Genomic DNA, 20,993 nt, shown 5'->3' with positions numbered 1-20,993 from the left:
GGGTGTAGTGGTGATGACTGATATTCAGATGACTAAAAATACAAAAGATGGCCGCCCTTTGTAGGGCAGCCATCTCGAAATTTCTTAGCTTTTACTGACCCGACTTCGTGGCGGCCGTCGTCATCTTGGTGCCAAGGTTTGTGAACAGCGTGCCGATCTGGGTGCCGACAGTCGTTGCGCCGCCAATGATCGCAACGGAAATAAGCGCAGCAATCAGGCCGTATTCAATGGCAGTTGCACCGGATTCGTCTTTCAGGAAACGAGCGAAAATCTTGGTCATGGGTCTCTCCTAACTTGTGTTGGTTCAGCACGCCGACAACTGTTTTCCGTTGTTCGGTTGCCTTCAAACTACAGCCGAGCGATTTCCAAGCGCTTAAAAAAAACGATTAATTCAAAGTAAACGGCAGGATGAGTTTCTCTTGGTAAACAAACAAGAAAAGTAATTTCTGTATTTTTATATTTGCTGATAAACAAATGTATTTTGAGCCTGTCCGGTTATCTCTTCCCTACAGGTGTCGTTTCACAGGGGCGCACATGTTCAGTTTTGGAGCGTGTCAAGAGACATGAAAATATCATCTTGTTACATACGGCCATGGTCTGCTTAGAGGATTTCAGCCATTTAACGCTTCATTCACTAAAACCACGCATTCTCTAGCGAAAGACATTGTGCGGATAATGAGCAAGGGCCAAAAGCGTGACATCCGGAAAACTGGCGAAAATCGTGGTCGGCTTGTCCGCTATTTTTGGAGCAGCGGCGCTGCCTGTTTTTGCTCAGGAAGATTTATTACGCGTGTCGATGAATCACGCCCGCGTCCTCCGCCTCGATCGTCCCGTGAGCAAGGTTATCGTCGGCAATTCCAAGGTCGCAGACGCCACGGTTGCCGATTCCACCACGATTGTTCTGACAGGCCGCAGTTTTGGCACGACCAATCTCGTGCTTCTGGATGCCGATGGCAATCCTATCGTGGACGAACGGATTCTCGTCTCCATCGACGAGGGCAATACGGTGCGTGTTTTCCGCCAGACGGAGCGAACCGTTCTGTCCTGTACGCCGAATTGCGAACAGCATTCGCAAAATAGCGGCGACAAGGACGCTCAGCCGTAACGCCGTAACATCAATCATAGATTCTGACAGTATGGCAGCCTTCCGGTAACACGGGAGCGGCCTTCTTTCGGGTTTTCCCATCGGTGGGAAGGCGAAAAAGCAACACGCTCCCCGGCGTTTGCCGGTCGGCTATATGTTGCTGTTTTTTCGGCTAAGTATTTGATCTGGCTAAGATCAAAAATGGAATGGTGCCCAGAAGAGGACTCGAACCTCCACACCCTTGCGAGTACCAGCACCTGAAGCTGGCGCGTCTACCAATTCCGCCATCTGGGCGACGGAGAGCGATGTACGAGGGCAGCCGCCCGGTGTCAACAGACTTTTTGAACTTTTATGACGATCATTGATTTCAAAGGGAAAAAACTTGGTTGGCCTTGTTGAAACATGTCGCCGGGTCAGGTGTCGAGGCCTTCGTGCTTCGTTCTGTCCACATGGCCGAGGTCGCGTTCCGGGTCGATGATGTCACGGATTCTTTGTTTGAGTTCTTTTGGGCCGGGAAAACCGCCATCGCGTTTGCGTTCCCATATGGTCGTACCGTTAACGGTGATCTCGAACAGACCGCCGGTTGAGGGAACGAGGCTGACTTCGCCGACATCAGAAGCGAAGGTCTGCAGGATTTCCTGCGCCATCCACCCTGCCCGAAGCAGCCAGTTGCATTGTGTGCAATAGCGGATGGTTATGCGGGGTTTGGTTTCGGTCATCCTCACGTCTCCTTCGCTGCCCGGCAGGAATATTGCTCACGATAATGTCAACTATAGCACTCATGTTTTTATCGGGTGCACCCTTGTTCTTACCATGCGGCTTTGCGAACAGAGAAGCTGTCGAAGGCTGCAACGTGGAGATCCTATGGCCCAGTTCGAGAATAATCGTCAGCGTCTTTTCGTTCCGGCGGTCGCACCGCTTTATAATGCGACGCATGATCTGGTGGAGACGATCCTGCGCGTCACGGCCGGGCTTCTTCTCGTTACCCATGGGGTCGGCAAGATCGTCAATCCTTTTGGCGCAGTCGGCATGGTGGAGAGCCTCGGCTTTTATCCAGGCGTCTTCTGGTCGCCGCTGCTTGCTGCCACGGAATTTTTCGGAGGAATTCTGGTCGCTATCGGCCTGTTTACACGGCCTGCGTCCTTTGCTGCCATGATCGTTCTTCTGGTAACGGTTTATTTTCACGGCATCGTAAAGGCGGAAGGTCTGGGCGGCGCGGAAAAATCGATTCTGTGGGCCGCGATTTTCCTGTTCTTCGCCGTTCGCGGCGGCAACCGGCATTCGGTAGACGCCAAGCTGGCGCGTGAATTCTAGGGCGTCGCTTCAGAATCCACCTATTGTCACAAGGACGTTGCTGCGGCTCTTGAAAATCGATTTTTCTCGTGGTGAAGCTTGATTTGATCGGTACTTTTGGCCGGTTGAATCCATGCCGTCTCCACGAGGTTTCATGCGCGTCGCAATTATAGAAAATATGGCGAGTACGCCGCATGGGCAGCTCGGTGTCGCGCTGCAAGAAGCGGCGGCGGAAATCCATGTCATCCGCGCCTATGCGGGTGAGCCTCTCCCAAGGGATGCCGCCGACCATGATGCGCTTGTCGTTCTGGGCGGCGAACAGAACGCGCTTGACGATGCGCTTTATCCCTATCTTGCCGATCTCGCCCTTCTCATGAAAGCCTTTGGCGATGCTGGCAAGGCGGTCTTGGGTGTGTGCCTCGGCAGCCAGTTGCTGGCGCGCGCCTATGGCGGAGAGAATATTCTCTCAGGTCCGCCGGAATTCGGTTGGCAGGATGTCTCCCTGACGGAAGAGGGCGTGTCCGATCCGCTATTGGCCGGGCTGGAAAAGACCTTCCCTATTTTTCAGTGGCATTGCGATACATTTACGCTTCCGCCGGACGCCACGCGGCTTGCGACCAATGGCGCGACACGAAATCAGGCCTTTCGCATCGGCCGGGCAGTCTATGGCACGCAATTCCATTTCGAGGCCTCGACCACCGTGGTTGATGGCTGGTGCCAGGCGTTTCCTGCTTCCGTCGAAAGAATGTCCCCGGGCTGGCTGGGGAATTATCGTGACCATCGTGGCCCGCGCGCAGAAATGGCGGATGCAGCCGGACTGGAAATCGCTCGAGCCTGGGTACGGCTCATTCAGATCGCCGATTTTCCGTTGCGAAAGTGATCGAGGCCGAACAGAGTTGCGGCTGATGGACTACGGCGCGAAAGGAGACGCAAAGATCATGTACAAATTTGAAATCTACCAGGACAAGGCCGGCGAATACCGGTTCCGCTTCAAGGCATCCAACGGGGAAACAATGTTCTCGTCGGAAGGATACAAGGCAAAAGCTTCGGCCATCCATGCGATCGAATCGATCAAGAGAAATTCCCCCGGCGCCGACACTGTCGATCTGACCGCCATGACGGCCTGAACCGCGCCGCCGCGCGAGAATTCGATCCGTTTCGCCTGCCAGAAATGACGGGCGCATTGGCGGGTGCCGACGTAAAGATAAGATTCAGTCTTTTTTGATAATCTTCCGTTAGCATTTGTATTTCGAGGTCTCCGGGCGGCATCAGAGCGCCCCCGATTTGTTTTGCGTACGGGTTCTCATGCGTTCATCGGCTGTGCCAGCACTCTTCTTCGGTTGCTTCCTGCTTGGAGGCTGCACGTCCAGTTCCGGGCCGGAAAGCCTGATGGCCGGCTTGCCCTCGAAGGAAACGACGAGTTCGGTCACGCCATCCGCGCCGGTGCCGCAGGCAGGCGTCGGTACCCAGGCCATCGCCGCCCAGCCACGGCAGGAAGTTCTGGCATGGGGCGGGCCGGTGCCTGACGAACCCAAGGCATTTTCCGCTGTCACCCCCAGGGCGTCGTTAACGCAGAATGCACCTGAAATCCGTTTGCCGGTTCCGTCACAGGCGGCGGGAATGGTGCGGCCGGCGGAGCGCCCCACGATCAACCAGATGGAGCGTCCGGTCCAGTTGGCCATGGCTGCGGCGCCGGCGGCGAGCGCCGGTGCGCACATTCGCTCACGCATTTTCCGCTCCAGCTTCAGCGATGCGAAGCCGATCAATTTCGGCAGGGTCCAGCCGCGTCATTTCCAGGTCCACGGGGTGGATGTATCCCGCTGGCAGGCCAATATAAACTGGCCGCAGCTGCGCACACGCGGCGCCAATTTCGCCTTCATCAAGGCGACGGATGGCGGCGACCATCTCGATCCGATGTTCCGCACCAACTGGCAGCGCGCGAAGGAAGCGGGTATTCGCCGCGGTGCTTACCACTTCTTCTACTGGTGCCGCAACGCCAGCGAACAGGCGGACTGGTTCATTCGTAATGTACCGCGCGATCCAGATGCGCTGCCGCCTGTCATTGATGTGGAATATAACGGCGAATCGAGCTGCAAGATGCGCCATTCGCGTGAGCGCGTTCTGGAAAAGATGCGCGTCTTCATGGACAAGCTCGAGCGCCATTACGGCCAGCGACCGATCATTTATACGGCGCCCGATTTTTACAAGGACAACCTCAAGGGCGAATTCCAGGATTATCCCTTCTGGCTGCGCGCCGTTGCCCAGCATCCGTCCGTGGTGTATCCTGGCCGCAAGTGGCTGTTCTGGCAATATTCCGGTTCCGGCCTGTCGCATGGCGTCGATGGCCGCATCGATCTCAACGTCTTCAACGGCAGCGAGGACGCATGGCATCGCTGGGTGGAGCGTCGTTCGAGCTGACATCGTTCGAGCTGACGATGGCAGCCGTCAGCGTGCGAATTTCCGCGCGCCTGCAACACAGAGAACCACCACAAGCGTAATGGCGATCATGGCCGGGCTCACCTCCTCATGCAGCAGGGTCGCGGCAAGTGCCAGCCCGAAGAAGGGCTGAAGCAATTGCAGCTGGCCCACAGCGGCGATGCCGCCAAGCGCCAGTCCGCGATACCAGAAGATGAAGCCGATCAGCATGCTGAACAGGGAAACATAGGCAAGGCCGGCCCAGGCCTGCGGCTCGATGCCGGCAAACGTTTCCGGCCCGATAAAGAAAGCAAGCGGCAGCATGACCGGCAGGGAAAGAACCAGCGCCCAGGAAATGACCTGCCAGCCGCCCAGCTTGCGGGAAAGGGCAGCACCCTCCGCATAGCCGAGCCCGCAGACGATGATTGCCCCGAGCATCAGCAGGTCGCCGGCAAGCGAGGCCTCGACACCGGCGGCCAACGAATTCGACAGGGAAAACCCCGCAACAAGCGCGCTTCCAAGGCAGGAAAAGAGCCAAAACACCGGGCGTGGGCGTTCTCCGCCGCGCAGCACCGCGAAGATTGCCGTTGCGAGCGGCAAGAGCCCCACAAAAACGATGGAATGCGCGGAGGTAACATGCCGCAGCGCCAGCGCTGTCAGTAGCGGGAAGCCCACCACAACACCCAGTGAGACGATGAAAAGCGATGTCAGGTTATCGCGCGCCGGGCGCCTTTGCCGGAACAGAAACAGCAGCGCCAGCGCCAGCAGGCCGGCAATGCTGGCGCGGGCGACAGTCAGGAAAACCGGATCGAAACCCGTTACCGCAATGCGCGTCGCGGGCAGCGAACCGCTGAATATCACCACGCCTGTCAGGCCGCTCAGCCAGCCGCTCGTCGTCTTGTCCATCGTCAACTCCTGCGTTTTGCCTTTCTTGATCCGGAATGGCTGGCAGGAACAGCGACAATCATATACAATTTCAATAAACTGTTATGGTATCGCAAGCGATACAGTTGGAGGAAGTGTGGACGGACCGATTGCTGCGGGCACGCGCATAGAAAAGGTGATGGCAAGTGTGCGGCAACGCATCGCCTCGCGCATCCTCGTGCCGGGCGCGCGCCTGCCATCGGTCAGGGCGCTGGCGAAGACCATGCAGGTTTCCACCTCCACCATTGTCGAGGCCTACGATCGGCTGGTGGCCGATGGCACGATAAGCTCGCGCCCCGGCTCCGGTTTTTTCGTTTCGGGTCCGCTTGCGCCCCTGTCGCTTGCCGATATCGAACCGCAGCTGGACAGGGCTGTGGATCCTTTGTGGGTTTCACGGCAGGCGCTGGATGAAAGTTCCGTTCTCGCCAAACCCGGTTGCGGCTGGCTTCCCACATCGTGGATGCCGCAGGAGGCGTTGAGGCGAGCCATGCGCGGGCTTACCCGCGCCGACGCAGCCCTGTTGACGGATTATGGCGGCCCGATGGGGCTGTTGCCGCTGCGCCTGCTTCTCTCGCGCAGGTTGGCCGAACACGGGGTGCAGGCGGGCCTCAACCAGATCATGCTCACCGACTCCGGCACGCAGGCGATCGATCTTTTGTGCCGTTTCCTGCTGCAACCGGGGGATACGGTTGTGGTCGATGACCCGTGTTACTTCAATTTCCACGCCCTCTTGCGGGCGCACAGGGTAAAGATCGTCGGTGTTCCCTACACGCCGACCGGACCGGACCTGGAACTCTTCGAGCAGGCGCTGAAAGACCATCAGCCCCGGCTTTATATCACCAATTCCGCAATTCATAATCCGACAGGCGCAAGGCTTTCCGCCGTTTCCGCCCATCGCCTGCTGATGCTCGCAGAGCAGGTGGGGCTGACCATCATCGAGGATGATATTTTTGCCGATTTCGAAACCCAGGCAGCGCCCCGGCTGGCTGCCTTTGACGGTCTGAACCGCGTCGTCCAGATAGGCAGTTTTTCAAAAACCCTGTCGGCCTCCGTACGGTGCGGTTTCATCGCAGCACCCATGGCATGGGTAGACCCTCTAACCGATCTCAAGATCGCCACCACTTTTGGCGGAACGCATTTTTCGGCGGCGCTCATCCTCTCGCTTTTGACCGATGGCAGCTACCGCAAACATGTCGAGGCGCTCAGGCAGCGTCTTGCAGCGGCGATGCCGGAGGTGGCGGCGCGTCTCAGGTCGGTTGGATGTGTGCCGTGGATCGAACCGCAGGCGGGCATGTTTTTGTGGTGCCGCCTGCCGGACGGGGTTGATGCCGCCGATGTGGCGCGCCGTGCCCTGTCGCGGCAGGTGGTGCTGGCCCCCGGCAATGTGTTCAGTTCCTCACAGAGCGCGTCCGGTTTCATGCGTTTCAACGTGTCGCAAATGGCAGGTCCGCAGGTCATGACGGTGCTGGCGGAGGCGCTTCAGCAGGCGGTTGAGCCTCGTCTGTCGTAAGCGCTCTGGGCCAAATCGGAACAAAATCTCGTGAACGTCGTTTTCTCCGCAGAATGAAGAGGAGGAAACACCATGACATTCGATCCCAACAACCCGCGTCCGGACCGCGATCTTCGTCCGGAAGTGAATATCAGCAATGAACCGCGTGCCCGCACGTCGTCGTCCTGGGTGCCGTGGTTGGCGATCATCGTCGTCGTATTGGTGGGCGTTTTCGCCTGGTCGCAGATGAGCGGCCCGACCACCGATCCGGCCACGACATCCTCCACCACGCCGCCTGCGGCAACGGATCAGGCACCGGCACCCATGGCTCCGACCGCTCCGACAACACCGCCTGCGAACGATACTGCACCGGCTAGCCCGAATACGGGCGGCACGCAGACCCAGCCGTAACGAGCCTACTCATACAATAAAACCGTCTGCCTCAGGGCAGGCGGTTTTTCTTTGCGAGATGGCCCCTTTCCCGCCCCCTAAAGCTGTTCCATCGCGGAAGGGTGGTTGGAAACCCTGGACCAGCGGCTGATGGACTCTTGCGCCAGCTGCGAAAGGGCAATGCCTCCGAAACGGGACAGCAGAATGTTTTCCGCTTCTTTCATGGCATCAAAAAGTGCTGCATTGACAGCCTGTTCGATAACGCAGTTCGGGTTGTCCCCAGCCAACCCGATCGAGAACAGTTCCGGCGCGCCAAGCGCCCGGTAAATATCGAGCAGCGTGATTTCGCTGAGCGGCCGCGCCAGCACCCACCCACCACCATGGCCTTTTTCCGACGAGACATAACCATGCTCTCGCAAGCCCGCCATTGTCCTGCGCACCACCACCGGATTGGTCTGAAGCATCGCTGCGATGCTCTCGGATGTCGCTGCACCCTTATGATTTTCCATATGGATCAGAATATGCAGCACCCGTGAAAGGCGCGTGTCGTGTCTCATTGTCCAAACCCGCTTGTTTACAACGACGCTATCACTTTCGATGTGATGTAACAATATAAGTTGCGTGACTATTGACTCCGAAAATCACGTAACAATATAAGTATCGTGAAACGAACGGGCACTTCCGCCTCCCTCCTGAAACGATGGGTGCATCATGAAATTCGACGTCATCATTATCGGCGGCAGCTATGCCGGCCTCTCAGCCGCCCTGCAGCTTGGACGCGCCAGAAAAAACATTCTGGTGGTGGACGCAGGTGAACGGAGAAACCGTTTCGCCAGCCATTCCCACGGTTTTCTCGGTCAGGATGGCAAGGCGCCGGGTGAAATTATCACCGAGGCGCGCCGCCAGATCGAACGCTACCCGACCATAGATTGGGCTGAGGGCAGGGTGACCGATGCCGAAGGCTCCTTCGGCGATTTTGTAATCGAGATCGATGGCGGCCGTCGTGAGACTGCGGACCGGCTCATCCTCGCTATGGGCGTCGCCGATGAATTGCCTGCAATTGCCGGGCTGAAAGAGCGTTGGGGCTCTTCGGTCTTCCATTGCCCCTATTGCCATGGTTACGAGCTCAATCAGGGAAAGATCGGCGTCATCGCCGCTTCACCTTTGGCCATTCACCACGCATTGATGCTGCCCGACTGGGGCGAGACGACCTTTTTCACCAACGGCGTCTTCGAGCCGGATGCGGACCAGAACGCATTGTTGTCAAAGCGCGGCGTGCGGGTGGAAACAACCCGCATCCGGGAAATTACGGGGCATGCGGATGTCGTTCTGGCGGATGGACGCAGCATCGCATTGGCTGGCCTTTTCACCCAGCCGAAATTGCGTATCGCCTCGAACTGGCTGGAAAAACTTGGCTGCGCTGTGGAGGAAGGGCCCATGGGATCAAGCATCGTGACAGACCCGATGAAACAGACCACCGCCCCCGGTATTTTCGCCTGCGGTGACGTGGCAAGGCCTGCCGGCTCGGTCGCCCTCGCGGTGGGAGACGGCGCCATGGCGGGTGCTGCGGCTCACCGGTCGATCCTGTTTCCGGAATGATCAATTCGAAACAAGGTTGAGCCAGCGTCCCGGCGGCATGCCAAAGGCATTTTTGAAGTGTCGGGTAAAATGCGCCTGATCCGCAAAACCGCAGGCAAATGCCGTTTCCGCAAGCCCCGCACCCGCACGCATCATGTCCTTGCATTTTTGCAGTCGGCGCATGATGAGATAGCGGTGCGGGCTTGTGCCGAACAGGAAACGAAAGTGCCGAAAGAGCGTGAAGCGGTCGAGCCCACTTATCCGTTCCAGCTCTTCAGAGCCGACGGTGCCGGCGCTATTCTCCAGCAGATAGTCCCGGCACCGTAAAACGGCGATACGGTCGATCCGTTTGATGGTTCTGGCGCTTCCGTTTGAATGTTTCCAGAGCAAGTCCGCCAGTCTTGACTGCCAGTCGGTAAGAAGCAGATTGTCCGGCTCGCCTTCCAGATTGCCAAGCGCCTCAATGAGGCATCGCCGGAACTCCTCATCTTCGATGACGGGATTTTGGGCGAAGGGCAGCGCATTATATCCCGCCTCAGTCGTTTTTTCGGGCGGAAGATAAAGCATACGGTAGCGCAGCCCTTCATCGGTGCCTGCGCCGCCATCGTGAACTTCGTCCGGATGCAGCACGATTACCTTTCCGGGCATGCTGAAATGCGATTTCCCCCGATAGGAAAAGGTCTGGACGCCGTAAAGCGTGACACCCAGCGCATAGGTATCATGACGGTGCGGCGCATAGGCGTTGCCATGAAAGCGCGCTTCGATGCGTTCTATGCCTTCGCTGGAGGGCGCCTGCACGATCCCTTCGAATTTGCACGAACGTTCAAGATCGCCGACGCCCCGAGGCGCTAGGATCGCTTCTCTTTCGTAACCACAGCCAGATTGAGTTCGCATGTTTGATACCAAGATCGCCGTCATCCTTCGCGATGACCTTGCCGTGTGGCAAAAACTGAACGTTACCGCATTTCTCATGTCCGGGATCGTCGCCCAGGCACGAGAGATCATCGGCGAACCATACCGCGACGGGGCGGGCAACGTCTATAATCCCCTGTCCATTCAGCCGATTGTCGTCATGGCTACGGATCAGGAGGCGTTGCGCAAAATCCACCAGCGATCCCTCGAGCGCGACGTCACGACATCGCTTTATATCGAGGAAATGTTCGCCACCGGGCACGATGTCGCCAACCGCCAGGTATTTTCGGAATTTTCTCCTGATGATGCCAAGGTGGTCGGCATGGCGCTGAGGGCCGACAGGAAGATCGTCGACAAGATCACCAAGGGTGCCAAGTTGCACGCGTGACCCTAAACGCAAAAGGGAGGCTGTGGGCCTCCCTTCGATAGCGATGCAGTGATTGCCGCTTATTCGTCGTTCATCTTCAGAGCGGCGATAAAGGCTTCCTGCGGAATCTCCACCTTGCCGAACTGGCGCATGCGCTTTTTGCCTTCCTTCTGCTTGTCCAGAAGTTTGCGTTTACGCGTCGCATCGCCACCGTAGCACTTCGCCGTCACGTCCTTGCGCAGGGCGCGCACGGTTTCGCGGGCGATGACCTTGCCGCCAATGGCCGCCTGGATCGGAATCTGGAACATGTGCGGCGGAATGAGTTCCTTCAGCTTTTCGCACATGCCGCGCCCGCGCCGGTCGGCCGCCGAACGGTGCACCAGCATGGAAAGCGCATCCACCGGATCGCCATTGACGAGGATCGACATCTTGACGAGATCGCCAGCGCGATAGTCGATGATGTTGTAATCGAACGAAGCGTAACCCTTGGAGATGGATTTCAGCCGGTCGTAGAAATCGAACACCACTTCGTTGAGCGGCAGTTCATAGGTGATCATTGCACGGTTGCCGACATAGGTCAGCTCCGTCTGCAGGCCGCGCCGGTCCTGACAGAGTTTCAGGATGCCGCCGAGATATTCGTCCGGCGTCATGATCGTCGCCTTGATCCACGGCTCGCGGATTTCCTTGATCTTCACGACGTCAGGCATATCGGCCGGGTTGTGCAGTTCCTTCTCCGTGCCATCGGTCAGCGTCATTTCATAGACGACCGAAGGTGCGGTGGCGACGAGATCGAGATTGAACTCGCGCTCGAGGCGTTCCTGAATGATTTCGAGATGCAGCAGGCCGAGGAAGCCGCAGCGGAAACCAAAACCGAGAGCGGCCGACGATTCCATTTCGAAGGAGAAGGAGGCGTCGTTGAGGCGGAGCTTGCCCACTGCCGCGCGCAAATCCTCGAAGTCGGCTGCATCGACCGGGAAGAGACCGCAGAACACCACGGGCTGCGCGGGCTTGAAGCCGGGCAGGGCCTGCGCTGTCGGGCGCTTGTCGTCGGTGATGGTATCGCCGACGCGCGTATCGGCCACTTCCTTGATCGACGCGGTAATAAAGCCGATCTCGCCGGGGCCGAGGCTATCGACAGTGACCATCTTCGGGGTCAGCACACCGACGCGCTCAATGCCGTATTTCGCGCCGGAGCCCATCATGCGGATCTGCTGGCCTTTGCTCAGCACGCCATCGATGACGCGCACCAGAACCATGACGCCGAGATAGGTGTCGTACCAGCTGTCCACCAGCAGTGCCTTCAGCGGCCCGTTTTCGCCGACATCGCTCTTCGGCGGCGGCAGGCGTTGGACGATGGCTTCGAGAACATCGGGAATGCCAAGGCCGGTCTTGGCCGAAATCATCACCGCATCGGAAGCATCGATGCCGATCACTTCCTCGATCTGCTCCTTGATACGGTCGGGTTCGGCCGCCGGCAGGTCGATCTTGTTGAGCACCGTGACCAGTTCGTGATTATTGTCGATCGCCTGATAGACGTTGGCGAGCGTCTGGGCTTCCACGCCCTGCGACGCATCGACCACCAGCAGCGAGCCTTCGCAGGCCGAGAGCGAGCGGGACACTTCGTAGGCAAAATCGACGTGGCCGGGCGTGTCGATGAGGTTCAGCACATAGGTTTCGCCATCATTCGCCTTGTAGTGAAGGCGCACGGTCTGTGCCTTGATGGTGATGCCGCGCTCGCGCTCGATATCCATCGAATCGAGAACCTGTTCCGACATGTCGCGTTCGGCAAGGCCGCCCGTCGACTGGATCAACCGGTCGGCCAGCGTCGATTTGCCATGATCGATGTGGGCAACGATCGAGAAGTTGCGGATATGGTCCAGGGGCGTGCGGGTCGAATTTGTGCTCATGTCCCGCGCTATAGCAGGGGCTTGTCATGCCGCAAAGCGGGAATTTGGTTAAAAGCCCTTTAAAATGGGCTTTCAGATCGCAAATTGCTCCGGCCAGTCACGCCGGGTGGCCACCTGTCCTTCGGTGCGCAGCCTTGCAACGGCGGCAAGATCGATATCTGCGATCAGCAACGTGCTTTGTGTGACCGCATCGTGCTCGCTTTCCGCAATGATGCCGGATGCCGGCATGCCATAGTCTGACGGCACATAAAGGGCGGCGCGGCCGCAATTTTCATCGACGGCGGGAGACCATGGGGCCTCGCCCGCAGTAGGGGAGGAGAGGATGGCATATTGATTTTCCAGCGCCCGTGCCTGCGCGCCGATGCGAACCCGGTAGGCGCCCGCCAGCGTGTCGGTGCAGCTGGGGGCGAGAACAAGTTCGACGCCGAGCTCCGCCAGCCTGCGGCCCAGCATCGGAAACTCATTGTCGTAACAGATGAGGATGCCGAGCCTGCCGATCGGGGTCTCGAAGGCTTTCAGGCCCTCCACGCCGGCATGAATGTTCCATTGCTCCCGCTCGAAGCGGGTCATGATCTGCTTGTCCTGATATCCGATCAGGCCATCCGGGCCAAACAGCCATGCGCGGTTGCGGAACTTGCCGTCCGGATCCTTCACCGGGGCGCTGCCCGGCTGGAAGAGGATTTGATGTTGCCGCGCCAGCTCCTCGCAAAGCTCCACCCAGGAAGGGATCAGCGGCTGTATCTCTTCAATGGAACGATGCAGATCGGAGCGGGCGTCGGGCGGCAACTGTCCGGTCAGCGCCATCGCCGAATATTCCGGCAGGAGCAGCAGTTCCGCGCGCTTACCCTTGGCCTCGCGGACGATGGCGGAAAGATGCGCGGCATAGGCCTCCCATGTTTCGATCAGTTCGATGGCATATTGGCTGGCGGCTAACCGGGTCATTCGTTTCCGTCTCCGGCAATGTTCTTCATCCAGAAGGACAGCGGTTTTGCGCTTTCGCTGCCCTCGTCGAGGTCCTGCCATGTGAAGCTGGTGCGCAATTCTGGGTGATGGCGATAGCCGCGCTTTTCCCAGAAGGCATTGAGCGGCACGTAATCCGCTGGGCGACCCGGATGGTCGGCGGGCCGCTCGACCGCACAGAAGGTGCAGCGATCAAAGCCGAGCCTCTTTGCATGCGCCTCCCGCTCCTCGAAGAAGCGCACTCCTATCCCGTGACCACGATAGCCGGGCAGCAGCACGCTTTCACCGAAGTAAAATATCCGGTCCGGATCGTAACCCGCCTTGACGAAGGGCGCCTTCACCTCTTCGGTCTCTGCCGCCATCGGCATGCCGGTCGACATGCCGACCACATTGCCGTCATCGAGCGCCAGCACGAAGACCGCGCCGTCCGTATCGGCATAGGTCGCGAGATATTTTCGCTCATAGTTCAGCGAGCCGTCATAGAGATAGGGGAAGGCACGGAAGACCGTGATCCGCAGGCGCGCGAGGTCATCGAAATGATGCGCGGCGTCGATGCCGGAAAGAGACTTGATTTCGACGGTCATGGGCATTTTCACTCTCGGTTGCACTGGTTATACCGTCATGGAACACCCGCGCAAGCATGAACGGAGAAGACGATGACCGCTGCCGAGACCATCCGCGCCTATTACGATGCCTTCAACCGTCAGGACATGGATGCCTTCCTGGCGCTGCTTCACGATGAAGTGGTGCATGACATCAATCAGGGCGAGCGCCAGACCGGCAAGGCCGCCTTTGCCTCCTTCATGGACCACATGAACCGCTGCTATAGGGAAAACCTCACCGATATGGTGATCATGGCGAGCGATGACGGCAAACGCGCATCCGCCGAATTCGTCGTGAACGGCGAATATCTCAAGACCGACGAAGGGTTGCCCGAGGCTAATGGCCAAAAATACGTCCTGCCAGCCGGTGCCTTTTTCGACCTGAAGGACGGAAAAGTTAGCCGAGTAACGAACTACTATAACCTCAACGATTGGATTGCCCAGGTCGGCGCTTGACACCTCTATTTGTCGCGGAGCAACCGGCGGCGAAGATGGTCACAATTTCCACTATCATGGATATTGACTCCATCATATGAGAATGCAATTCTCATATGATGGAAAACGAAGATCATATTCTCGACCGCTCGATCGGCGAGCGGATCAAAACGTTGCGGGCTGAAAACGGCCTGACGCTGGACAGGCTAGCGTCCGAATCCGGCGTCAGCCGAGCCATGATTTCCCGTATCGAACGTGGAGAGGCGAGCCCCACGGCGTCGCTGCTCGCCCGCATTTGCGCAGCACTTGGCCTGTCGCTCTCCGGTTTCTTCGCCGAAGACGAAGAGGTTGTTTCCCCCCTGGTGAGAAAGCGCGATCAGCAGCTCTGGAAAGATCCGGAGACGGGCTATGTACGCCGCGCCATCTCCCCGCCACGTATGGGGTCTGACGTTGATATCGTTGAAGTCGAATTTCCAGCAGGCACGCGTGTCGGTTTTCCGCCGCATGCGGCAAGCCGGGGCATGACGCAATATGTCTGGCTCTTCGAAGGCGTTCTGGAGATGACGAGCGGCGGTGTCGTGCATCTGATGGAACCCGGAGATTGCCTTTTTATGCCGGTTGGAGAAGGGCATGTCTTTCACAATCCTTCCGAAAAACCCGCCCGTTATGCCGTCGTGCTGGATCAAAGACAGCGCTGATTTTTCCTGACAGGAGTTTTTATGGCCACAATCCGCGTGTTGAACGGGCAAGAGACGCTCGACGTCCTGCCGGAACTCTGCGAAGTCCTCTCCACCTGCGTGAACGGCGGCGCATCCGTTGGTTTCATGTTGCCCTTTTCCCCACGGGACGCCGAGTCATTTTGGCGGGATGTGGCAGCTGCCGTGGGACTAGGCGGCACAATTCATGTGGTGGCGGAAGTGGATGGCATGGTGGTGGGCACCGTACAGGTGGGCCTCGCTTCCAAACCCAACCAGCCGCATCGCGGCGATCTGATGAAGCTTCTCGTGCATCCCTCGGCGCGCGGTCTCGGACTTGCCCGCGAACTCATGCAGAAGGTGGAAGAAGAGGCGGCGAAGCGTGGCCGCACCCTTCTGGTGCTGGATACGGCCACGGGCAGCGATGCGGAGGCGATCTATCCCCGTCTCGGGTGGGAGCGGGTCGGCGTCATTCCTGACTACGCCCTGTTTCCCGATGGGCGTTATTGCGGCACGACCCTGTTTTACAAGCGGATCGGCCAGAGCGTTTAGGCTGCCTATTGCCCTGGCTTCAGCGTGCGGTTGAAGGCGGCAACAATCATCTTTTCCAGTTCAGCATGAATATCTGCACGGTCGCGCGCCCCGGCCGGTTCGCAGATCGGATCGCGCTCACCGACGGATTTGAGAAACGCATCGGCTTCCGGCTTGCAAAGGGGCAGAAAGCTGAAATGGTTTGCCTCATCCACCTGCTGATAGGTTGAACCGGGCACCTCGGCTGCGAGTTTGTCAGCCAGCACAGCCGGCGGTATTTTCCCTTTGCCGCCGAGATTAATGAAGGTCAGTGGAATATCGATTTGTTTCAGGCCCTCCAGCTGGAAGGCGAGCGCCAGGCCGGGATCGACGAGCACGGCGGAACGGATGCGGGGATCGCGGTTCTGCTGCTCGAACTGCGTCTTATCGATGGTTCTGAGGTCGAGCTTCGGCACGCTGACCGGCTCGTTATTGACATAACCCCGGCCGCCGGCGAACCACTGGCAATCCATCATCGCCGCATAATCCTCGCAATAGCGCCTATACGCGTTGAGATCGGCGCGTGCGCCCGAAATCTCCATTGCCGCACTGCCGCCCAGCGAAAACCCAAGGACGCCGATCCTCTGCGCATCAATGACGCTCGACCATTTGCCTTGCGTCGTCAGCGCCGTGAGAATCGAGGAAAGATCGTCTGTCCGTTCCCAGATTTTCGGCGTGTCCGCAGGTGTGGAATAGCCGCTGGTCGTGCCGGGATGGTTGGTTCCAGCAACGATGAAGCCTTCGCTAGCGAGCTTCGCCGCAATCCACGCCATGGCCTCCGCGCGCGAGCCGGAACCATGGGAGATCAGCACGAGTGGGAAATGTCCGTCCTTGATGGACGCGTCCTTCCGCACTGCCATCCCCTGAAATATGCGGTTATCGCCAGAAAGAGCGGGCGTGCCGGTCCCGCTTTTGGCCGGATACCAAATTGTCACATCAAGGTCCGTGTTGCGCGCCTTGGAGGACACCGGGACGTTCAGAAGTCCAACGTCATCAGCAGCCAATGCCTGCGAGGAAAACGCCGCGCATACCAGAAGTGCGACGAGGGTGTTTTTCAGTGTCATGAGAGCTTCTCCGTTTGACAAGGTGGATGCTCCCGTTCTCTCTTTTGGACGTATAAATGCGTCCTTGATCACGTTTGAGGTCGTACCGAAACGCGATTTGGTCCATGACAGGGCAATAGATCGTCGATCCGGGATATTCTTTCGTGCTTTTCATTCCCCTGCCATTCGTCGTGGCGCTTCTGCTGGTCGTCATGTTCATCGTCTTTTTCCGAAGCGGAGACGATGTGCGGACGAACCGCGCCTTTCTGGCCCTGATCGCGCTTTGTGCGGCGCAATCGGTTCTTGTCGGCCTGCGCTGGGGGTATGGCGTCAATGCCGTGCGTTATGTCCTGCCGGTTCTCGCCGCCTGCCTGCCACCACTTGTCTATATCGCCTTTCGCGGCTTGATGAGGGTCGGGGCAGACAGCAGAAGGACGATGCTGGCAGGTCTTGTGCTCTCGCCTCTGTTGATTATCGTTCTCGAGTTCGCCCTGCCGGTGGCGATCGATCTTGCCTTGATCCTCATCTTTGTCGGCCATGCCGCCGCACTGCTTCTTCTTGGAGGAAGGGGGCCGGATGGGCTGGACGAGGCGCAATTCGCCAGCGTCAGTTCGGCGCATGGGGCGCTCATCGTTGCTGCCATTGCCCTTTGCGTTTCGGCACTGTTCGACCTTCTGGTGTTTCTCGATTTTGAAGGGGCGCACGGAGAGAATGTCGCGGCACTCGTCAGCAATGCCAATCTTTTCGGGCTGTTGTTGATCGGTCTGATGGCCGCTATGGCTGGAAAAAGCAAAGCACCGCAAGCGGCTATAGAGCTTGCTGAGGAATCGCCGCTTTCGGTGGAACCATCGAAACAGGATCGAGACATTGTGGCAAGCCTCGACCAACTGATGACAACACAGGCGCTTTACCGTGACGAGAACCTCAATCTGACGCGGCTGGCCAGACGCCTCGGCCTGCCAAGCCGGCAGATTTCCGGGGCCATCAATCGTTCCCTCGGCATCAATGTCTCGCAATATGTCAACCAACTTCGTATCCGCGAAGCGTGCCGGCTGCTGGAAGAGACGGAGCAATCGGTAACGGCGATCATGTTTTCCTCGGGTTTCCAGACCAAGTCCAACTTCAACCGGGAATTCCGCCGCGTCACCGGCATGAGCCCGGTGGACTGGCGTGAACGGCAGGTATGGAAGCTGGTCTCGCCAAACAAAACGGCCACCCGGCAGATGCCGGATGACCGTTTGAAGATCGTCGGGAAATGATGGGAATCAGAGCGTGCCGTTACGCTGCTGGATCATCATGTAGGTGTCGTAGGTATATTCAGCGATCTGCGCCCAGAGATAAGCGTCCTTCTTGAAGGCCTGCTGGCTCTCGTAGATTTTCTTGAAGCTCTCGTTCTTGGCCGAAATATCCGCGTAGGTTTCCTGCGCCGCCTTATGGCAGACATCGAGGATTTCCTGGCTGAACGGGCGCAAGATAGCGCCCTGCGCCACGAGTTCCTTCAGGGCTTGCGGATTGCGCGCATCGTAACGTTCCAGCATGCTGGCGCTGCCGGCGGCGCAGGCATCCTTCAGAATGCGCTTGTAGTTCTCGGGCAGTTCATTGAACTTCTGCAGGTTCACGAAGGCATGAACGGCCGGGCCGCCTTCCCACCATGCCGGATAGTAGTAGTATTTTGCGACCTTGTAGAAGCCGAGCTTCTGGTCGTCATAGGGGCCGACAAATTCGGTAGCGTCGATCGTGCCTTTTTCCAGCGCGGCATAAACGTCGCCGCCGGCGATCTGCTGCGGTGTCACGCCAACCTTCTGCATCACCTGGCCGGTGAGGCCGGCAATGCGCATCTTCAGACCCTTGAGGTCATCGATCGTGTTGATTTCCTTGCGGAACCAGCCGCCCATCTGGGCGCCGGTATTGCCGAGAAGGATCGAATAGATATTGTGCTGGGCAAGGAATTCATTGAGCAGCTCATTGCCGCCGGCCTGATTGAACCAGGCATTTGTCTGGCGCGCGTTGAGGCCGAAGGGAACCGAGGTGCCGAGTGCGAAGGTTGGGTCCTTGCCGACGTAATAATAGGCGCAGGTATGCGCCATTTCGACGGTTCCGGCCGTCACCGCGTCCGCCGCCTGCAACGCTGGCACGATTTCACCGCCGGCAAAGTGCTGAATGACGAAGTTGCCGCCGGAGGCTTCCTTGACATGGTCGGCGACGATCTGGCCGGCCCCGAAAAGAATGTCGAGGCCCTTGGTGAAGGACGATGTCATGCGCCAGGTGATCTTGGGATTTTCCTGTGCAATGGCCGGAGCGGCAAGCGCCGTTGCTGTAACACCGGCGCTAAGAGCGCCCGCCTTGCGGATAAATGATCTGCGATCCATGTCGATAAGCCCTGCTATGTCTGCATATGACGGGCGAACCGTACGGTACGCCTCCCGCCGGCTACTAATCATTTATCCTTGCGGTCATCAAGAGGGAATGTTCGAAACTTGCGTGATCATCGGTAATGCTTGGCGAATGTTGCTTCTTCACGTCTCTCCGTATCATTTGCTGCGCATCAACGCCGGGTCGTCCAGTGCGGGATTGTAAAACAGCGAAAGTGTCAGGCTTCTGGCGATGCGTTCGGCCGTTTCCATGAACCAGTGATGGGCCTGTCTGCTCGGCGCGATATCGTCGAGCGTGGTTGAAAAAAGCGCAAGCCATTGCGGGAAAAGCTCCGCCGACATGCCCTTTACGCCGAGATGCGCCTGCTCGGGCTTGCCGCCGTAACCGCCGTTCTTGAAGGCCACTGCCGCCCAGAACTGTTTCATCCTTGTCATATGTTCCGGCCAGCGCCCGTTAAGCCGTGCATCAAAAACCGGGCCGAGCGTGGGATGGGCGAGAACGCGTCCGTAAAATGTCTCCACCAACACATCGATAAATCCGGCATCCACGCCGATCGCAGCCATGGCTTTTTCCGCCCTGTCCTGAATTTCCGCGCTGTGGGTGGCTCTGGCCGCAATGTCGTCCTGCATGGTGTTTCCTTTTTGGGCGAATTTACCCTGCTGCGATGCGACCCGCAATGCGACCCTTTGCCTTGTTAGAATTATTCTAAAATGACTTGATCCTGTCGCGGCGGAGATGTATTTAGAATTATTCTAAAAAAGGTTTCAGCCATGTTTCGTAGTCTTTTCTCCCTGTCCAAACGTCCCTTTTCTTCCCTTGGCGAACAGGAAATCCTAGCGCTCGCAATTTCGTCTGAAGAAGACGATTCCCGCATCTATCGTTCCTATGCCGATCATCTGCGTGTGCAATATCCGCAATCGGCGAAAGTCTTCGATGATATGGCCGAGGTTGAGCAGCAGCATCGAAACGTGCTGATCGACATGCATCGCCGCCGTTTCGGAGAGACGATCCCGCTCATCCGTCGCGAACATGTACGTGGTTTTTATGAGCGCACCCCGGACTGGCTGGTGAAGAATCTGTCGCTGGAAAAAATCCGCGGCCAGGCCGAATTGATGGAAGCCCAGGCAATCCGTTTTTACGATGAGGCCGTCAAACGCACCAGCGATGCCTCGACGCGCAAGCTCCTCGGCGATCTGGCCGAGGCGGAGCGGGGGCATGAAGACATCGCGCAGATGCTGGAAGAGAAACATCTCGATGAGGATGGCAAGACCGAAGAGGCGGAAACCGCAAGGCGGCAATTTCTTCTGACCTATGTGCAGCCCGGTCTCGCGGGATTGATGGATGGTTCCGTTTCAACGCTCGCGCCGATCTTTGCGGCCGCCTTTGCAACGCAGGATACCTGGCAGACCTTTCTCATCGGTCTTTCCGCCTCCGTCGGTGCGGGTATCTCCATGGGCTTCACAGAGGCCGCCCACGACGATGGCAAGCTTTCCGGCCGTGGATCACCGCTGAAGCGCGGCCTGGCCTCGGGTATCATGACGGCCGTTGGCGGTCTCGGCCACGCGCTACCCTATCTCATTCCGCATTTCTGGACAGCAACGGCGATTGCCGCCATCGTTGTTTTCGTGGAGCTCTGGGCTATCGCCTTCATTCAGAACCGTTTCATGGAAACGCCGTTTCTTCGCGCCGTATTTCAGGTGGTGCTGGGTGGTTCGCTGGTGCTCGCGGCGGGTATTATCATCGGTAACGGGTGAGAAAAGAAAGAGCCCGCTACCGCGGGCTCCAGACTGCTGACAAACCCCTAGCGTGAGCTGGGGGTTTATGATTCATTGGGATATGTTGAAGAAACCTGCTCCTGAACAGACCGCTCTCGAAATGGTGACGCTCGATAGTCTGGTCCCGAAAGATCACCTGCTTCGCAAGATCGACGCGGTGATCGACTTCTCATTTATCCAT

25 protein-coding genes and 1 tRNA gene are annotated in these 20,993 nt (G+C 58.1%); 14 read left to right on the top strand and 12 right to left on the bottom strand.

What is annotated here, in order from left to right:
- Positions 1 to 91 precede the first annotated feature (91 nt).
- Positions 92 to 280, bottom strand: a complete 189-nt coding sequence (locus tag BS627_RS17775; protein WP_077984499.1) for a Flp family type IVb pilin — start codon at positions 278 to 280, stop codon at positions 92 to 94.
- Between the two features lie 414 nt (positions 281 to 694).
- Between BS627_RS17775 and BS627_RS17770 the strand changes: the two genes are divergently transcribed.
- Positions 695 to 1,105 (top strand): pilus assembly protein N-terminal domain-containing protein, encoded by a 411-nt coding sequence (locus BS627_RS17770; RefSeq protein ID WP_165691299.1) that lies wholly within the window; start codon positions 695 to 697, stop codon positions 1,103 to 1,105.
- A 186-nt stretch (positions 1,106 to 1,291) separates the two neighbouring features.
- Here the strand turns inward: BS627_RS17770 and BS627_RS17765 are convergent.
- Positions 1,292 to 1,378: transfer RNA gene (locus BS627_RS17765), tRNA-Leu, on the bottom strand.
- Positions 1,379 to 1,497: 119 nt separating this feature from the next.
- Entirely contained in the window at positions 1,498 to 1,803 is a 306-nt protein-coding gene (locus BS627_RS17760) for an Rdx family protein (protein ID WP_077984498.1), read from the bottom strand.
- A 145-nt stretch (positions 1,804 to 1,948) separates the two neighbouring features.
- Here BS627_RS17760 and BS627_RS17755 point away from each other — a divergent pair, with 145 nt between their 5' ends.
- From BS627_RS17755 to BS627_RS17740, 4 genes are all read left to right on the top strand, one after another.
- Positions 1,949 to 2,398 carry a DoxX family protein gene (locus BS627_RS17755; RefSeq protein WP_077984497.1) on the top strand — a complete coding sequence of 150 codons (450 nt, stop codon included), beginning with the start codon at positions 1,949 to 1,951 and terminating at the stop codon, positions 2,396 to 2,398.
- 133 nt (positions 2,399 to 2,531) lie between these two features.
- Complete coding sequence (locus BS627_RS17750) at positions 2,532 to 3,257, top strand: type 1 glutamine amidotransferase (RefSeq protein ID WP_165691298.1); 726 nt, start codon at positions 2,532 to 2,534, stop codon at positions 3,255 to 3,257.
- A gap of 58 nt (positions 3,258 to 3,315) precedes the next feature.
- Complete coding sequence (locus tag BS627_RS17745; RefSeq protein WP_059759498.1) at positions 3,316 to 3,504, top strand: YegP family protein; 189 nt, start codon at positions 3,316 to 3,318, stop codon at positions 3,502 to 3,504.
- 178 nt (positions 3,505 to 3,682) lie between these two features.
- Complete coding sequence (locus BS627_RS17740; protein WP_077984496.1) at positions 3,683 to 4,795, top strand: glycoside hydrolase family 25 protein; 1,113 nt, start codon at positions 3,683 to 3,685, stop codon at positions 4,793 to 4,795.
- A 27-nt stretch (positions 4,796 to 4,822) separates the two neighbouring features.
- Here the strand turns inward: BS627_RS17740 and BS627_RS17735 are convergent, their stop codons facing one another.
- Positions 4,823 to 5,698, bottom strand: a complete 876-nt coding sequence (locus BS627_RS17735; RefSeq protein ID WP_077984495.1) for a DMT family transporter — start codon at positions 5,696 to 5,698, stop codon at positions 4,823 to 4,825.
- A gap of 115 nt (positions 5,699 to 5,813) precedes the next feature.
- On the opposite strand from BS627_RS17735, the gene BS627_RS17730 reads away from it, so the two are divergent.
- A complete protein-coding gene (locus BS627_RS17730; RefSeq protein ID WP_165691297.1) occupies positions 5,814 to 7,226 on the top strand; it encodes an aminotransferase-like domain-containing protein in 1,413 nt (470 codons plus the stop codon).
- Between the two features lie 72 nt (positions 7,227 to 7,298).
- Positions 7,299 to 7,616, top strand: coding sequence for a hypothetical protein (locus BS627_RS17725; protein ID WP_077984494.1), 318 nt, complete (start codon positions 7,299 to 7,301; stop codon positions 7,614 to 7,616).
- Positions 7,617 to 7,693: 77 nt separating this feature from the next.
- Here BS627_RS17725 and BS627_RS17720 read toward each other — a convergent pair whose 3' ends face one another.
- Positions 7,694 to 8,152, bottom strand: coding sequence for an Rrf2 family transcriptional regulator (locus tag BS627_RS17720; RefSeq protein WP_077984493.1), 459 nt, complete (start codon positions 8,150 to 8,152; stop codon positions 7,694 to 7,696).
- A gap of 154 nt (positions 8,153 to 8,306) precedes the next feature.
- Here BS627_RS17720 and BS627_RS17715 point away from each other — a divergent pair, with 154 nt between their 5' ends.
- Positions 8,307 to 9,194, top strand: coding sequence for an NAD(P)/FAD-dependent oxidoreductase (locus BS627_RS17715; protein WP_077984492.1), 888 nt, complete (start codon positions 8,307 to 8,309; stop codon positions 9,192 to 9,194).
- On the opposite strand, the gene BS627_RS17710 is transcribed toward BS627_RS17715, so the two are convergent.
- Positions 9,195 to 9,971: an AraC family transcriptional regulator gene (locus BS627_RS17710; protein ID WP_165691312.1), complete on the bottom strand. Its 777-nt coding sequence runs from the start codon at positions 9,969 to 9,971 to the stop codon at positions 9,195 to 9,197.
- A gap of 94 nt (positions 9,972 to 10,065) precedes the next feature.
- Between BS627_RS17710 and BS627_RS17705 the strand changes: the two genes are divergently transcribed.
- Complete coding sequence (locus BS627_RS17705) at positions 10,066 to 10,473, top strand: DUF2000 family protein (protein WP_077984602.1); 408 nt, start codon at positions 10,066 to 10,068, stop codon at positions 10,471 to 10,473.
- Between the two features lie 59 nt (positions 10,474 to 10,532).
- Here the strand turns inward: BS627_RS17705 and lepA are convergent, their stop codons facing one another.
- The 3 genes from lepA to BS627_RS17690 are packed head-to-tail and all read right to left on the bottom strand — an operon-like array spanning position 10,533 to position 13,903.
- Entirely contained in the window at positions 10,533 to 12,371 is a 1,839-nt protein-coding gene (gene lepA, locus BS627_RS17700) for a translation elongation factor 4 (protein ID WP_165691311.1), read from the bottom strand.
- 60 nt (positions 12,372 to 12,431) lie between these two features.
- Positions 12,432 to 13,301, bottom strand: coding sequence for a carbon-nitrogen hydrolase family protein (locus tag BS627_RS17695; RefSeq protein ID WP_077984489.1), 870 nt, complete (start codon positions 13,299 to 13,301; stop codon positions 12,432 to 12,434).
- A complete protein-coding gene (locus BS627_RS17690; RefSeq protein ID WP_165691296.1) occupies positions 13,298 to 13,903 on the bottom strand; it encodes a GNAT family N-acetyltransferase in 606 nt (201 codons plus the stop codon). The genes BS627_RS17695 and BS627_RS17690 overlap by 4 nt, the downstream gene beginning before the upstream one ends.
- 72 nt (positions 13,904 to 13,975) lie before the next feature.
- Here BS627_RS17690 and BS627_RS17685 point away from each other — a divergent pair, with 72 nt between their 5' ends.
- The 3 genes from BS627_RS17685 (at position 13,976) to BS627_RS17675 (ending at position 15,603) form a co-directional block, all read left to right on the top strand.
- A complete protein-coding gene (locus BS627_RS17685) occupies positions 13,976 to 14,377 on the top strand; it encodes a ketosteroid isomerase-related protein (protein ID WP_077984487.1) in 402 nt (133 codons plus the stop codon).
- A gap of 95 nt (positions 14,378 to 14,472) precedes the next feature.
- Positions 14,473 to 15,054 (top strand): helix-turn-helix domain-containing protein, encoded by a 582-nt coding sequence (locus BS627_RS17680; RefSeq protein ID WP_077984486.1) that lies wholly within the window; start codon positions 14,473 to 14,475, stop codon positions 15,052 to 15,054.
- 21 nt (positions 15,055 to 15,075) lie between these two features.
- The gene (locus BS627_RS17675) at positions 15,076 to 15,603 is read left to right on the top strand and encodes a GNAT family N-acetyltransferase (RefSeq protein ID WP_077984485.1); all 528 of its coding nucleotides are present in this window, start codon (positions 15,076 to 15,078) and stop codon (positions 15,601 to 15,603) included.
- Between the two features lie 5 nt (positions 15,604 to 15,608).
- On the opposite strand, the gene BS627_RS17670 is transcribed toward BS627_RS17675, so the two are convergent.
- A complete protein-coding gene (locus tag BS627_RS17670; RefSeq protein WP_089153266.1) occupies positions 15,609 to 16,685 on the bottom strand; it encodes an alpha/beta hydrolase family protein in 1,077 nt (358 codons plus the stop codon).
- Between the two features lie 143 nt (positions 16,686 to 16,828).
- On the opposite strand from BS627_RS17670, the gene BS627_RS17665 reads away from it, so the two are divergent.
- Positions 16,829 to 17,923: a helix-turn-helix domain-containing protein gene (locus BS627_RS17665; protein ID WP_165691295.1), complete on the top strand. Its 1,095-nt coding sequence runs from the start codon at positions 16,829 to 16,831 to the stop codon at positions 17,921 to 17,923.
- Between the two features lie 6 nt (positions 17,924 to 17,929).
- Here the strand turns inward: BS627_RS17665 and BS627_RS17660 are convergent, their stop codons facing one another.
- Together BS627_RS17660 and BS627_RS17655 are read right to left on the bottom strand one after the other, a co-directional pair.
- A complete protein-coding gene (locus BS627_RS17660; RefSeq protein WP_077984484.1) occupies positions 17,930 to 19,033 on the bottom strand; it encodes a TRAP transporter substrate-binding protein in 1,104 nt (367 codons plus the stop codon).
- A 162-nt stretch (positions 19,034 to 19,195) separates the two neighbouring features.
- Complete coding sequence (locus BS627_RS17655) at positions 19,196 to 19,666, bottom strand: group III truncated hemoglobin (protein ID WP_089153268.1); 471 nt, start codon at positions 19,664 to 19,666, stop codon at positions 19,196 to 19,198.
- A 141-nt stretch (positions 19,667 to 19,807) separates the two neighbouring features.
- On the opposite strand from BS627_RS17655, the gene mbfA reads away from it, so the two are divergent.
- Positions 19,808 to 20,791: an iron exporter MbfA gene (mbfA, locus tag BS627_RS17650; protein WP_077984483.1), complete on the top strand. Its 984-nt coding sequence runs from the start codon at positions 19,808 to 19,810 to the stop codon at positions 20,789 to 20,791.
- Positions 20,792 to 20,993 lie beyond the last annotated feature (202 nt).

This window comes from Agrobacterium salinitolerans (genome assembly GCF_002008225.1).
GTDB classification, from domain to species: Bacteria; Pseudomonadota; Alphaproteobacteria; order Rhizobiales; family Rhizobiaceae; genus Agrobacterium; species Agrobacterium salinitolerans.
Note: the sequence above shows the minus strand (reverse complement) of the source record. Positions and strands in the feature narration are given on the sequence as shown.